Here is a 15,176-nt window from a genome sequence, read left to right on the forward strand (position 1 = left end):
AGGGGGCACTATGGCAATAGCAATTCCAAAGCAATTTGCTGGTTTTGGTCTAGCAGTTGCAATTATATCTGTGGCTAATCATTTCGGATTGGTCGATCTCTTTGCTCAAAGTGCTACACGGGCAATATCGAAACAAGCTCAATCAGTAGAGTCAGCCAATCCAGGCCAACCGAATGAACCTGAAAACGGTCTACAAATGGCAAAAGACTATGCTGAACATCAAAAAATGGTAGCCAATAGTGCAGCCATGCCATTTAAAAAAGAAGTGATTAATGTTTCCAGTATGGAAAACACACAACATTTTGGTCCTGTTTCAATGGAATCTCAAAATGTTGATACTGTGTTTATCATTCGAGATAAGGCCACTAAAAGGTTACGAGCCGTTGTTCAGGTACCCAAAAAGCAAACTGTCAATATATCTCTTCCAATTGGTCAATACACCATTCAATATGCCCAAAACAATTATATTAAGGATGCTCCATGGCAAGGATTAAATAAGTTTTGGGGATACGGCACTACCTTTTTAGAAAGTAACCTTGAGCATAATGTTACCTTGGTCCAATATCCGAATAATAGTGGCTACTTTATTCGTGGTACTGGAATTATTGTAGGTGTAGAAGATGGCACCCAACCAGACGAACTCGCTAAAAACGAATTTGTTAAAATGTAACCATCAGCTTTAAGCAAGATGTCACCTATACGGTGGCATTTTTATTTATAAAAAAAGAAAGAATAGTGCACGGTTTTAGATGGTTTTATTAAAAATGATAGGTATTTAAACAGTGCTATTTACTCGGTATATACTATTTTAAAGAATAACGCCTAAACCCTCCCTCAAAGTTAATTTTTTAGTTTAATATAAGCACATATAAGTACTCGTAAGAGTCGTTTTAAAGTCTTGGATCATGCTATGTGACCAAGTAGGAGACTATAAAGTGAATGAAGTTAAATGGCCTAATTTAACTGGTCTTGGTGCGCGTCTTGTAGTATCGCCAGCCAACAATTTTCGCCCAAAAACGGCGATGCTTGTTGTTAATGAATTTGAGCAATTCAAAAAATCTATTGAACAAAACAGTTCTAAGCAATTTGAACAAGTGTTAATGGATGCCCATTTTTATGAAGTGCAAAATGATGATGGTATTCATGCGTACTACTATAAGAACCCGGCAAAGTCTGGTATCGATCTAAACGATCTTCAGAAGGTCTTTCCAGCGTTTACCAACGATATGAAAGTACCGACTAAGCAAGAAGATATTTATCTCACCAATCTACCGTTTAAGAAGAACATTCCGAACTGGAAAAGTTACTTCGCATCAGCGACCGAACGCCTTTCTGCTTTCCCTGAAGTGTATGTCAGTAAGCTAAACAATGGATCTAATATCCTTGATACGCTGAAAACCAGTCTTCAGGAATCGAACAAATCCTACTTGGCTCAATTTCAGTCTTCAAAAATTCCTTTTAATCGTCTTCAAGATTATGGCTATGAAAATATCTTCTCTAAAGTCTATCTAGATGAAGAATCGGCGATGGCCAGTGGCGAAAGTCTAGATAATCTAGCCAAAATTAAGTTGTCTCCATTTGCAGTACCCGTCAATTACGAAAAAGATGGTTCGTTACTGATTATTGATGACTTGCGCCATATTCCTGAAATCTTTGCTCATGATCCGTATGAAGCATTGGGGTTAAATGACAATATTAACCTGGTGCATTTTGCTCATGAATACGAGTCCACTTTTAATCAGCTGATTGAGCATGGCCGTGGCAACAGAATGTTTAACATGAGCTTTAAAGATGTTGATGCTTATGTACAAAAATTAGCTTCTGATCTTGTTGTGATAGACCGTGTGTTTAATCAACAGCAATTGCCGTATCCAAAGCTATTAGAATCAGCTAAACAAGGTATTCCAGCTTTTTATAAAGATGAACACGGCACATGGATGGCGTCTAAACAAGGTATTGAAACACGCCTTGTAGATAAGATGGTGTATGACGCTGCCATGCTTCGCCATGATGTCTTACAACAAATGGTACGCCAGATGCCAACAGGTAAAGTTTTCTTTGCCGATCTGAGCCAAGAGTTCTCTGAATTCTCTGTAAACATCGTTCCTAAGTTTAATGCGCTCTATGATCACCAATCTGCTGAAATCAAACAGCGTAAACTAGAAGAACAACTCAATGAATCAAATGTTAACGAGATCTTGAATGACCTTGATGTTAATTTTGAGGCAACTGAGAAGGCATCTATTACTGAGTCTGATCTACTCAACATTGCAAATGACCTCCCTACTCCAGAAATTGATGATGTTGCCGTACTTAAAGAGCTCTTAAAGTTTCCTGAAGAATTATTGGATGCAAGAGGCAATGACAAGGTGCGTGATTTCGCGCCGTCTATGCTTGAAATTAGACAGATCTTGGATGTCTATGTCATTCCTAAGGCTACTGAACAAGCTCAACAAATTGAGAAGCAATATAGTGATTATCTAAATCAGAAATATGCTGAAATTCAAGATGTCGTGCGCTCAGCTACACAAACAAAAAACTTCAGCGTAGATGATATTCAAGCGATCTCTGACGAAATCGACACACACAATGTTGAGATCTCAAAACAGTACAATGAAGTTAAAAAAGTCTTATGGCAAAGTGAAACTTTGGTATCTGGCATTACGTCTGCAACAAATACCTTTTTGTTTAATAAAAACAGCTTCTACTACGCTAAAGATGAAAACGGCAAATTTGTAGGTTTTGAATCTGAAGTAGAAAGCAATCAACACAAAGCGGATCTGTTCAAATTACTGTCTAAGCAATTCGACAATCAATTGGTTTCAATTAACACGCCTGAGCTTCAGGAATTTGTGAATAATGAAACTGCAGTTGATATGTTGATGTCACGCACGAACAGTTATGTTGAGCAAAATATCAATGATTTTGTTGCTGGTGATTTTTCTGCGCCGTTATCGCTAGAGCAAGATGCACAGCGTTTAGAGTTAAGCGATCTGTGCACGGCTGATCTTGCTAATAACGATAAATTAGCTTCAGCGTATTTTGAAGAGTTTACTCGGCTTCTTGATGAATCAAACTTTGATGAAGCATTTTTAAAACAATCTCTATCACAAACTAAAAGTGCGTCATTCTTAAAGAACGGTGTAAATGAGATTTTATTCCGTAATTTATTGGTGCCAAATGCAAGTGAAAACTTCAATCGTAAGACTAAATCTGATTCTGTTCCTGAGGATATTTTTGCTAAAACTTCATCACATACAGATGGGTTTAGTCTGGACCGTCAGTTCAATCGCTTTGTTGAGGTTCAAAGCTTCCAAAAGGCATTAACAGCCAAATATCCGCAACAAGACTGGTCATTTATCACAAAGGATGAACGTGGCGAAAACATCAAGTCGATTGCTGAAGATATGCAGTCTGACATGGAAGAAGACCGCAAAGATGCAAAGGATCTGTTGTCGAGTATCGAACGTCAGTTTTATTCTAAAAATTCGACCTTATTTGTCTCGAATATGGATCTCGCTGCAGATGAAATCTATGTTCAGATTAAACCAACGGGTGACATTGACGATTTAAAAGTTAAAACCGTTAAATCAAATGAATTTGATGAAAACAAACATTTTTCATTGTCTACCGATGGCTACAAAGCAACAAATCAAGCGTATGCGAACATTGCCAAGTATTTTGTTGAGAAAACCCTATATCTAGAAGATGGCGATTATGACAAGGCACAAAAAATAGCTGCCTTAGTGATTGCTGGTGAAGATAAAGAGCTCAAACAAGAAACTAAGAAAGTCTTTGGTGTAGAGCTGACTGCAGATGACTTAAAGCAAGTCCAAAGCATGCAGTTAGAAGATGGTAAGCTCCAGTTAAACAAAACTGCCCTACCGAACCACAACTACAACAACATTCAGCTATTCAACTATCTGAACCTGATTGATATTAATCAGCGTACAGTTTTTGGCAAATTTGATGTTGAAGTACAAAAAGAATTTGAGGTGATTAAGGATCTTCTCAAACCTAATGTAGCTTTTCAGAATAACGTTAAATATTTTTCGCTATCAGCTGAAGAAGAGAACGTACAGTTCAATAGTGAATCTGAATACTTTAACACTCAGCTAGAAAATGCTGTAAAGCACTATGAAGATCACCACGGCGCAATCAAGATCCCTGATCATGATATGTTTATCACCGTGTTTCAAAAGAATGATCTTCAGTATATACGCCTCTACAATCATAAAGACAAAAATGCGCCGTTTATTGGGCATTCAGTTTCCCTAGATGCCAATATGCATAAGGCTACTGGCTTTAATGATAGAGATGCGGTTAAAACGTCTGCGAATGCTTTGTTTAAGTTATCGACTTCACGCAACAGCATGACGTTTATGCCTCCAGCTAAGTTCACTTTTGAAAAATATTACGAGTCAGATCTCAACTTCTTCAAAGCTAAAGACAGTCAGCAAACTTTAATCAATAAAGTGTTTACGTCTTTACCAAACAAGATGTTCCAGTACATTTCTGATCATCCATCTAATTTCAACTCTAAATTAGATTTCATCAGCAATCTTAATTCTGCAACATACGAAAAGTTTGAGGATCTTAGCTACGAGAAAAAACCGAATGAAGTCACTGAGCTTCTGAGCAACATCTCTCCAGCGTACACCTATGTTATCGCTCATGTAGATGGCCAGACAGCAATCATGCCTAAAAACTTAACCAAAGTTTTTGATGTTCAGGCATTTGAAGAAGTTCATCCGTTTGATTTGGTGAGCTCTAAACTGCAGAAAAGCGATCTTAAAGAACTTTTTAGCAATGGTATCAATGGTGAACCTGATCCATTCATTAATAACCTTAAATTTAGTGTTGTATTAAAGCGTGTAGGCAATCCAGAACTTGAGGATATTCAGCCTAGATTTATGTTAGAGCAGATCGCCGTGAATGAGGCGTTTGCAGAAAAATATAAATCCTTAACCGCATTAAATGAAGTCAATACCGTCATGCTTGAGCATGTCAAAGCTTTACAAGATACGGTTAAACAGGCTTATGCTGAGCATTTTGTAGGTTCCAACCCTAAAGTTCACCAATACAAGTTGCTAAACAAATCATCTCAACAAGATGAAACACCGCAATTGTTTATGGTTGATACGGACTATGAGCCTCAATTGACTGCCGTGCTTCTTCGTATACCGTCTCATGACTTTCAGTATCAATTGATTACTGGTTTTGATGATGTAGACCAGTATAGTCACGAAATCTTAAATGCTATCGAATCTAAGGTTAATTTCGGTACCACTTTAGAGCAATTAGCACTATCTGACTTGCCTGAAATTCAGATTAAACACAAAACTGACTTTGAGAATAAGCGGTTAGCAAGTTTGCATTTCCAAACTTTGATTACGAATACGCTTGGTGCTCTATACGATCAAACCGCACACATAAAGCCGTATATCAAAACTGAAAATCACAAATTGTTTTTGGCCATCAAGCCATCGACCGACAATGAATATGCATCGGTTAAACTTTTTGGTGATAAAGCCGATATTCACGGTGATTACAAGTCTCTGTGCGTTTTTCCTGTTAAAAGTATGCGCTCAGTTGAAGATGTCTTACAACTTCAAAACCGTGTGTTTACTGACTTCACGTTTATCGATCAATTGGTACCAAAAGACAAATATGTGCCTGTTGATGTAAAGGTAGAGCCAAGTGACTCCCCGGCTACGTACTTAGGTGATGTAGGTGCCAAGTTTGGCGGTGCACATAAAGATCGCTACGGTGAATATATTTCATTGGAATATATTTCAGCGACATCAGCCGATCAAACAGCTACGGACTATCGAAAAGCAAAAATCGTTGCAAATAAAGAATTCCAAGCTTGGTACACCAATACGCCACTCGGTATTGATGATAAAATATTCGTAAAGGCAATGTATGACTACTGCCCAACTAAACCGTTATTCTCTAAAAATGCGTTGATGCTTGATAGCCAACGTGCGACAGAATTACGTGCGTATGTGGCTGTTGTTTCTAACATCAGAAATTTGATGGTAGATACTCAAGAAGAGTTGATTCATGCGGTAAGAAACAATAAAAGCTTATCTGCTGAAAGTCTTGGTATGACTGATCGCCAACGTAAAGACTATATCGGGCTTTATAGTAAAGGTACCAAGAACAACTACAAAAACTACTTCCAATTGCTTAGCAATTTGAATGAGTACTACATTATGCCAGAACATACAGGCGGTATCAGTGTTCAGCTTGAGAAAATCATCGAAAAAACGATTGATAAAGAACTCAGTGAGATTCTATCAACAGGTAAGATCTTTGATTTTTACGGTAAGTCGAAAGTCACTAAAGATGTGAGCGATGCGATCAGCAACATGCAACGTACTGGCTTATATTCAACTGTGCTTGAACCATACGTTCTGAAAAGTGCGATTGAAAGTGGTTTAGTTAAAGCTGAATCTGCGCCTATTTATGTTAAAGATCCTGTTGCACCAGTTATAGAAGCAACGACTGAAGCTGTGAATACACCTAAAGCACCACGTTTGCCGTCATTTACCAGTGAAGTGAAAAAACTTGAAAATGGTTTTGTGACTGAAAAAGTCCAATCAAGCATTTACGGATTGTTAAATTACTCTCGTACTGGTCCTGATCACCGCCAAGGTGCCGATGTGGATTCATTCAAGCTTAAAGATGACTTTTCTATCCGTGGTGTTGAAGTAGGCAATAAAGTTAGTCCTGTGGCTCAACAGTTGGTTAATGCCGTGTATGACTCATTGGCTGACTTAAAACAACTCATGGGCTTTAAATCAAACAATGGTTTATTGAACTTGGGTGTTGCTTTGGCTTCACGCGGAATTAAAGGATCTGCAGCGCATTTTGAGCTGTCTAAGAACGTGGTTAACTTAACTCGTGATAGCGGATCTGGAAGTTTGGCTCATGAGTATGGCCATGCGCTAGATGCACACTTAGGGATGTTGGAAAAAGCGGAAGTATATAAAAATCACGCTCAAATGAATCGTTCTGTACTTCAGGACTATTATGAAGACATTCCTAATTTTGAGATACCAGGTGCACGACACTTCTTATCAAATATGTTGGATGTTGGATACTCCCCTGTTACTGAGTCCGGTCGTGCTTTTGAAAAGGTACATCGTGCGATGATGAATGAGCCAGTTCAGCCAATGAAAAATTACGGTCAAGTACTTCATGAGAATGCTGAGACTGCAATCAAGGCGTACCACACTGTTGCTGATTCAATGCATGATGAAGTGATTAAGAATAAAGAGAATTATCCTAATTCTACGCGCAAAACCTTAAACAGCTTCTTTGACTGGCACCAAAAGCACTATGAAGATCTCATTCGCCGTCAGTTTGAGAAAATTGAAGAGTACTTGAAGAAGTATGAGCGTGAATATAAAGCTGATACAAACCTATCTTTCTTCGGTACAGTTCAAGACAAGGTGGATGTCATTGTCTCTAAAATTAACACTGACATTAATGCTATAAGCTTTAAGTCGTTTGAGCGCTATCAGCAAAAACTTAATGATATGCGCCAGCCAGAACATCATTTACCTACAACCGGTTTGGAAGAAAAAATTACAGGTGTTGCGAACGCAGCGAATGTGGATTTAAAAACACTATCGCAAAACCTATCTGAATACTTGATAGAGTCATCTAAATACAAGTTCTATAACCTGGTAGAGAAGTACATGCCTGAGGGAGTTAAAAATCCTCATACTCAAATGCAAAACTTCTTTGATAAGTCGCAAGACGTTGAAGTTAACGTAGGTGATATTCGTTTTAGTGACAATCTATCGCGTTATAAAAAGGATTGTTTAAATATCGACAGTGCTGAAAATCGTGCAACGCCGTATTACGCGACCAGTACCGAAATGTTTGCCCGTTATTTTGAGACTTATTTGTACTCTAAAGTTTCAAATGAAAATGAAATGAAAAACTCATTTTTAATTGACGGCTACCCTACCGTACAACCTAAAGGTTTAGAGTTTGAGATCTGCAGAAACTTGACTGAACAATTAGTCGAAACTTGTGTGAATGAAATATTTGATCAAGATCTGCAAAACGAAAATACCCAAAAAATTATTGCTGAAGTTTCGATTGAAAAAGAAAATGAAGCTGACCAATTAAGACTTGAGATGTGAGATAACTAAATGCAATACGAAAATATTCATGAAGCAAAAACGCCACTTAAAAGCATGATTACTCGTAGTCATGCCTATATTCGCCTGTTGGTAGAAAAAAGTATGGCTGATGGTATTAAGTTTAAATATCACAACGGTAGACGTTTAACTCAAATTGATGATCCTGAGCGTGTTGTTTCTCAAATCTTCCCTTATTTTTTCCGTTTAGTTTTCTTGGAAATATCAACTTATTACGGTCAAACATTTGATGGTCTTAAGTTTCATTCTAAGAAACGTGCAACAGGAACATTACAATTAGAGGTCAGTATTCTTGAAGACAAAATACCGAACCAATTAGAGTTTTTCACCTTTATTAGTTACGTTTTTAACTATGGGTTTTTAAAAAATCAATTCCATGAAGACTTAACCCTTTTAACCAAAGCAACAAAGTTTGCCAGTTAAAAGTTAGATCCATTTTAAATCTTAGATTTAGGTATATACTAAAAATAATTTTTAAATATTTAAACTTTCAATATGGCTTTATAATCAGATAAAGCCATATTGATTTAGAAACAAGTTAGATATTTCTGAATTAAAAGTGTGGCGAAAGTATCAGTTTTATAAGTCAAACAGTCTGCAGTCCTTTAAGTAACTGTTGTAATGAAATAGTCATAATTGAGTCGCTGTACATTTGATGTGTATGCCCTTTTATTAATCCCATTGGAGATGATCGAATGCAAAAACCATTGCATGAAAATCTTGAAAACTTTCTGCCTTACTTGAAAAGTGAACTCGCTGCCAAAGGTATTTTAAGTGCGTCACTCAAAACCATCTTTTTGAACTACATTGATCAGATCACAAAAGAGAATAGATTCGTCACCCATACCAATACGACCGATCGACAAATTGTATATATAGAACGTGGCGATGATGCATTGATGTTGCGCTTTAAATATTTTGTTGAAAATAATGAGTACTTAGAAGTTGAGTTAATCATCACGGATACTCATGTAAAGTTGGTTTATGCTGAATCTCCAGAATTACACTTGCTTTATGATGATGAAACACCAATTTGCTTAGATGCTGGCCAGTTAATCAAGTGTACCAATGACTATGGCACATCACTTGCTAATTTAATTAGTGCCCTATTCCAATGTTTACTCAGTGATGATCCACAAAAAAATATCCAAGACGTACTTAATCAAACTAATCTTTTTGACAAAGTTTCAGATGAAAATGCCGAATTAAACAAGGGTTCACATGATTTCGATAACCGACAAAATCAAGCAAATATCTGGGTTTTCTGATTCAGATTCAGAAGTTGTTAAGGATAGTGTTTTATCCTTATCTACTGCTTTGTGGATCATGAATATACTCATGTCCACAAATTTTGTTATTGGTTTAACCAAGAGAGATCAGAAGCTTTTTGATAATGCCAAAGAAACGCTGATTACTGAAATGAAGCGGTTAAAGTACAATCTTAGCGATTATAAAGTACTCCCTGTTTCAAAAAAGAATGAACCGCTTTTGCTTCAAATTAAACTTGAACAAAAATCAGATCGGACCATAGATTTAGTCAATGCCAATTTAAAGGATTTATCCAAAGACGAGTCCATGGTTATTGAAGTTCTTTATGCAAATTTAATGAATAGTAATAGTGGTGTTTGCATCACTATAAGCGATATTCATGATAAAACAGCGCTTCAAGTCAGTGAGATTCTTACTGACATTTCAAAAGAATTAAAGGTATCTACTTTATCCGATGTTCTTGATATTTATGCACGACCAATTGAACATAATAATGCCAAGGTGAGCTTTACCCTGGTGAACCCATGGGCATTATCAACCGATAGAAAAAAGACTCTTTGCATCGCTGCACCCATATTCAATGAATACAACAGTCCATTTAAATTGATTGCACTTCTTCAAAATATCATTTATCTAATTAATCAGAAGTGTACTAAAGAGACGGACCTTCCATTCGATTCCATTAACCTACCAAAATTTCAAAATAGACTTTTTGGCCAAAGCTTTTTTTATACTAATTAGGACTAACCATGAAAAACCAAACACGCCCATTTACTGTAGTGTTGTTGGCTCCTATTGCAGAACAACCTATTCATGCTTTAGTTGCGCCATCAGGTGATTCAATTCTGTTATCACAAGATACGAAAGTCTCAACTCTCGCAAATTTTCCAGATATGATCGAATCTGAGTTCGGTACATATGATGAATTTCTTATCGAACATCGCGATCAATTTATGCTGTTTAACCAAGTCGCATCTGATTTAGATCCTGATCTAATTTTTCCTAAAGTGCATTCAGACCTACTTGAAGATAGCTTATGTATTATTCGTTCTATTTTCGCTTTTGAACGTTTCAAATTAGAAGAAGAACAAAAGAATGCTACTCGTAAAGAGCCTAAAGAAATTAATCAAGAATATTTAATGAAACGTGCGATAGACCAGGCAATGACTTTAGAGCAAGATGTTTCTGACCTTTCATCAAATGTAGAGCGCTTACAAAGCCCGATGTCTTAAACTCCATTAAATATATTTAAAATTAACTTTAAACCCTCTCTTAAAACTTATATGCTTGTTAGTAATAGTTTAAGGGTGTGGTTTAAAGTATGAACCGTACCGGGTTTGTCGGAGACTCAATATTCTGAGAGACTATTCCGATGAAAAAACCAACCTATACCCCCGAAATTAGAGAAAGAGCGGTTCAATTACTAATTGAATCTGAAAAAGATTATCCTTCTACTTGGGCTACAATCACAGCAATTGCGCCTAAGATTGGTTGTACTTCTGAAACACTTCGTGCCTGGCATCAAAAGCATTTAGATCAGCAAAATCCTATTAAAGTACAACAGATATCTGATCAAGAAAAAATGAAGCAAATGGAGCGTGAAATTAAAGAATTAAAGCGTGCCAATGAAATTCTACGTAAAGCAGCCGCTTTTTTCGCCCAGGCGGAGCTCGACCGCCCACACAAATAATGGTGGATTTCATCCATAACAATAAAGACTTATATGGTGTTGATGCGATTTGTAGGATTTTACCGATCGCAGCTTCAACCTATTACCGAACTTTAGATCTCGCTGACAATCCAGAACATCGAGCGAAACGAGATCTACATGATAAGCATCATGCTGAACAAATTAAACGAATTTGGAAGGAAAGTTTAGGTCGATATGGTGTACGTAAAGTTTGGCAAAAATTGAAACGTGAAGGCTATGTTATTGCACGTTGTACAGTTGCTAGATTGATGCAGAAGCTAGATATACAAGGTGTTTGGCGTGGTAAGAACAAACAAACTACCCGCAACCGAGATGATCAAAAACGAGCAGATGATTTAGTGAAACGTAATTTTAGTGCTGATCGACCTGACCAATTATGGGTCAGTGACTTTACGTATATTCAAACTCATTCAGGCTGGGTCTATACCGCCTTTATTATTGATGTGTTCTCACGAGCAATTGTTGGATGGAAAGTATCTACACGGATGAATACAGATATGGTGCTCGATGCACTTGAGCAAGCATTGCACGATCGAGGCATGCCAAAGAATGTGATTCATCATTCCGACAGGGGTGTGCAATATCTTTCGATTCGCTATACCAATCGTTTAGAAGCAGCAAATTTACGAGCATCAGTCGGTACAACTGGTGATTCATACGATAATGCTTTGGCTGAAACGGTGAATGGCTTATACAAAACAGAGGTGATTGAATATTTAAAAGCAGATTGGCAAGGTTTAGCAGATGTACAACTTGCGACACTAAACTGGGTAGATTGGTTCAATAAAAAGCGTGTACACAGTGCACTGGGTTATGTATCGCCTTTTGAGTTTGAAGCAATGTACTATGATAAGATTAACCCGTTAGGTCAGGTGGCTTAACTTAAATAAAAAAGTCTCCGACAAACCCGGTACGGTTCATAATTAGATGTCCTTTTTTAGGAGGGCTTAGTTTTTTGTACCCAGTTTAAGAATACCTTTATCATGTGATTCTAAAGTATCCAGAGAATATCTGTATGCTTTGTATACCTATGGTTATGCATAAAAATCCCAGTGATAAAAGTATTTATCACTGGGATTTTTATGCCCTTTTGGGTTTTTGAATGGAGGAAAATCACATGAAAATTATTAATATTGGAGTTTTAGCTCATGTTGATGCAGGAAAAACTACCTTAACAGAAAGCTTATTATATAACAGTGGAGCGATTACAGAATTAGGAAGCGTGGACAAAGGTACAACGAGGACGGATAATACGCTTTTAGAACGTCAGAGAGGAATTACAATTCAGACAGGAATAACCTCTTTTCAGTGGGAAAATACGAAGGTGAACATCATAGACACGCCAGGACATATGGATTTCTTAGCAGAAGTATATCGTTCATTATCAGTTTTAGATGGGGCAATTCTACTGATTTCTGCAAAAGATGGCGTACAAGCACAAACTCGTATATTATTTCATGCACTTAGGAAAATGGGGATTCCCACAATCTTTTTTATCAATAAGATTGACCAAAATGGAATTGATTTATCAACGGTTTATCAGGATATTAAAGAGAAACTTTCTGCCGAAATTGTAATCAAACAGAAGGTAGAACTGTATCCTAATATGTGTGTGACGAACTTTACCGAATCTGAACAATGGGATACGGTAATAGAGGGAAACGATGACCTTTTAGAGAAATATATGTCCGGTAAATCATTAGAAGCATTGGAACTCGAACAAGAGGAAAGCATAAGATTTCATAATTGTTCCCTGTTCCCTGTTTATCACGGAAGTGCAAAAAACAATATAGGGATTGATAACCTTATAGAAGTGATTACGAATAAATTTTATTCATCAACACATCGAGGTCCGTCTGAACTTTGCGGAAATGTTTTCAAAATTGAATATACAAAAAAAAGACAACGTCTTGCATATATACGCCTTTATAGTGGAGTACTACATTTACGAGATTCGGTTAGAGTATCAGAAAAAGAAAAAATAAAAGTTACAGAAATGTATACTTCAATAAATGGTGAATTATGTAAGATTGATAGAGCTTATTCTGGAGAAATTGTTATTTTGCAAAATGAGTTTTTGAAGTTAAATAGTGTTCTTGGAGATACAAAACTATTGCCACAGAGAAAAAAGATTGAAAATCCGCACCCTCTACTACAAACAACTGTTGAACCGAGTAAACCTGAACAGAGAGAAATGTTGCTTGATGCCCTTTTGGAAATCTCAGATAGTGATCCGCTTCTACGATATTACGTGGATTCTACGACACATGAAATTATACTTTCTTTCTTAGGGAAAGTACAAATGGAAGTGATTAGTGCACTGTTGCAAGAAAAGTATCATGTGGAGATAGAACTAAAAGAGCCTACAGTCATTTATATGGAGAGACCGTTAAAAAATGCAGAATATACCATTCACATCGAAGTGCCGCCAAATCCTTTCTGGGCTTCCATTGGTTTATCTGTATCACCGCTTCCGTTGGGAAGTGGAATGCAGTATGAGAGCTCGGTTTCTCTTGGATACTTAAATCAATCATTTCAAAATGCAGTTATGGAAGGGATACGCTATGGTTGCGAACAAGGATTATATGGTTGGAATGTGACGGATTGTAAAATCTGTTTTAAGTATGGCTTATACTATAGCCCTGTTAGTACCCCAGCAGATTTTCGGATGCTTGCTCCTATTGTATTGGAACAAGTCTTAAAAAAAGCTGGAACAGAATTGTTAGAGCCATATCTTAGTTTTAAAATTTATGCGCCACAGGAATATCTTTCACGAGCATACAACGATGCTCCTAAATATTGTGCGAACATCGTAGACACTCAATTGAAAAATAATGAGGTCATTCTTAGTGGAGAAATCCCTGCTCGGTGTATTCAAGAATATCGTAGTGATTTAACTTTCTTTACAAATGGACGTAGTGTTTGTTTAACAGAGTTAAAAGGGTACCATGTTACTACCGGTGAACCTGTTTGCCAGCCCCGTCGTCCAAATAGTCGGATAGATAAAGTACGATATATGTTCAATAAAATAACTTAGTGTATTTTATGTTGTTATATAAATATGGTTTCTTGTTAAATAAGATGAAATATTTTTTAATAAAGATTTGAACCGTCCCGGGATTGTCGGAGACCTAAAACTCTGAGACAATACCCTTATGAAAAGCAAACAATACCCAACAGAAGTTAAGAAAAGAGCCGTCGAATTACTGATTGAATCACAAAAAGATTATCCCTCATTATGGGCGGCTATCCAAGCCATCGCCCCCAAATTTGGCTGCACACCCGAAACCCTACGCTCATGGCATCAAAAGCACCTAGCTAAGCAAAATCCTGTGACCGTTAGCACTGAAAGCCAAGCGGCTCGTATCGCTGAGCTTGAGCGAGAAATCAGAGAACTCAAACAAGCGAACGAAATTATTCGAAAGGCAGCCGCTTTTTTCGCCCAGGCGGAGCTCGGCCGCCCACACAAGTGATGGTCAAATTCATTGATGATGAAAAAGAAAAATATGGGGTCGAGCCGATTTGTAGAATACTGCCAATTGCCCCATCTAGCTACTATCGCGTCAAAGCTGAACAGGAAAACCCAGAGAAGCAAAGTCGACGCAAACAAAGCGACAAACACCTCATGGCACAAATCAAACAGATTTGGCAAGACAGTGGCTGTCGTTACGGCATTCGTAAAGTCTGGCACAAGCTTAAGCAAGATGGCATGCCAAAGCTTGGTCGCTGTACCGTTGAACGCCTTATGAAACAGCTAGGTATTCAAGGCGTATGGCGAGGCAAAGGCAAAATCACCACCAAACAGCGACCAGGACAACAAAGTCCCGATGATTTGGTCAAACGCAACTTTACTGCAGATAGCCCAAACAAGCTGTGGGTGGCTGACTTTAGTGTGCCGCAGCAAGCGGCGTAAGAGATGAGGGTATGGCCCCTCGCTATCGGCTTGCAGGAGCAGGTAGCAAACCACCATAAGCGGCTTGGATCAAAAGTCCCGGTCGTGAGCGTTATGGAAAAGG

9 protein-coding genes, 1 pseudogene and 2 other annotated features are annotated in these 15,176 nt (G+C 37.6%); all 10 genes and pseudogenes read left to right on the plus strand.

The features are described from left to right. Positions 1 to 10 precede the first annotated feature (10 nt). The gene (locus FTV09_RS04830; protein ID WP_005028677.1) at positions 11 to 670 is read left to right on the plus strand and encodes a hypothetical protein; all 660 of its coding nucleotides are present in this window, start codon (positions 11 to 13) and stop codon (positions 668 to 670) included. 265 nt (positions 671 to 935) lie between these two features. Then, the gene (locus tag FTV09_RS04835; protein ID WP_373687691.1) at positions 936 to 8,162 is read left to right on the plus strand and encodes an LPD1 domain-containing protein; all 7,227 of its coding nucleotides are present in this window, start codon (positions 936 to 938) and stop codon (positions 8,160 to 8,162) included. Between the two features lie 9 nt (positions 8,163 to 8,171). After that, positions 8,172 to 8,603, plus strand: a complete 432-nt coding sequence (locus FTV09_RS04840; protein ID WP_005005806.1) for a hypothetical protein — start codon at positions 8,172 to 8,174, stop codon at positions 8,601 to 8,603. Positions 8,604 to 8,875: 272 nt separating this feature from the next. Beyond that, on the plus strand, positions 8,876 to 9,448 hold the full coding sequence (locus tag FTV09_RS04845; protein WP_159123901.1) for a hypothetical protein: 573 nt from the start codon (positions 8,876 to 8,878) through the stop codon (positions 9,446 to 9,448). Further along, positions 9,402 to 10,190, plus strand: coding sequence for a hypothetical protein (locus tag FTV09_RS04850; RefSeq protein WP_159123900.1), 789 nt, complete (start codon positions 9,402 to 9,404; stop codon positions 10,188 to 10,190). Before FTV09_RS04845 ends, FTV09_RS04850 begins: the two co-directional genes overlap by 47 nt. An 8-nt stretch (positions 10,191 to 10,198) precedes the next feature. Further along, entirely contained in the window at positions 10,199 to 10,681 is a 483-nt protein-coding gene (locus FTV09_RS04855) for a hypothetical protein (RefSeq protein ID WP_159123899.1), read from the plus strand. A 140-nt stretch (positions 10,682 to 10,821) separates the two neighbouring features. Beyond that, positions 10,822 to 12,041 (plus strand): IS3 family transposase gene (locus FTV09_RS04860; protein ID WP_180057021.1). Its coding sequence is split into 2 segments (ribosomal slippage): positions 10,822 to 11,098 and positions 11,098 to 12,041, totalling 1,221 coding nucleotides; the frame shifts between segments, so codons are not numbered across the junction. Further along, positions 11,097 to 11,213 (plus strand) — a sequence feature (AL1L pseudoknot). It overlaps the preceding gene by 117 nt. Positions 12,042 to 12,145: 104 nt before the next feature. Further along, a complete protein-coding gene (locus tag FTV09_RS04865) occupies positions 12,146 to 12,262 on the plus strand; it encodes a tetracycline resistance determinant leader peptide (protein WP_001791010.1) in 117 nt (38 codons plus the stop codon). A gap of 15 nt (positions 12,263 to 12,277) precedes the next feature. After that, positions 12,278 to 14,197 (plus strand): tetracycline resistance ribosomal protection protein Tet(M), encoded by a 1,920-nt coding sequence (gene tet(M), locus FTV09_RS04870; protein WP_000691727.1) that lies wholly within the window; start codon positions 12,278 to 12,280, stop codon positions 14,195 to 14,197. Between the two features lie 118 nt (positions 14,198 to 14,315). After that, a pseudogene (locus tag FTV09_RS18040) lies at positions 14,316 to 15,061 on the plus strand (IS3 family transposase); the annotation flags it as partial. Beyond that, positions 14,591 to 14,707 (plus strand) — a sequence feature (AL1L pseudoknot). (Overlaps the previous pseudogene by 117 nt.) Positions 15,062 to 15,176 lie beyond the last annotated feature (115 nt).

The organism is Acinetobacter sp. YH12227, assembly GCF_013417785.1.
GTDB lineage: Bacteria > Pseudomonadota > Gammaproteobacteria > Pseudomonadales > Moraxellaceae > Acinetobacter > Acinetobacter gandensis.

Excerpts from the sequence above, each read along its gene's own strand:
- FTV09_RS04855 (WP_159123899.1), top strand. The coding sequence starts at position 10,199 with ATGAAAAACCAAACACGCCCATTTACTGTAGTGTTGTTGGCTCCTATT.
- FTV09_RS04840 (WP_005005806.1), top strand. The coding sequence starts at position 8,172 with ATGCAATACGAAAATATTCATGAAGCAAAAACGCCACTTAAAAGCATG.
- FTV09_RS04830 (WP_005028677.1), top strand. The coding sequence starts at position 11 with ATGGCAATAGCAATTCCAAAGCAATTTGCTGGTTTTGGTCTAGCAGTT.
- FTV09_RS04845 (WP_159123901.1), top strand. The coding sequence starts at position 8,876 with ATGCAAAAACCATTGCATGAAAATCTTGAAAACTTTCTGCCTTACTTG.
- FTV09_RS04850 (WP_159123900.1), top strand. The coding sequence starts at position 9,402 with ATGATTTCGATAACCGACAAAATCAAGCAAATATCTGGGTTTTCTGAT.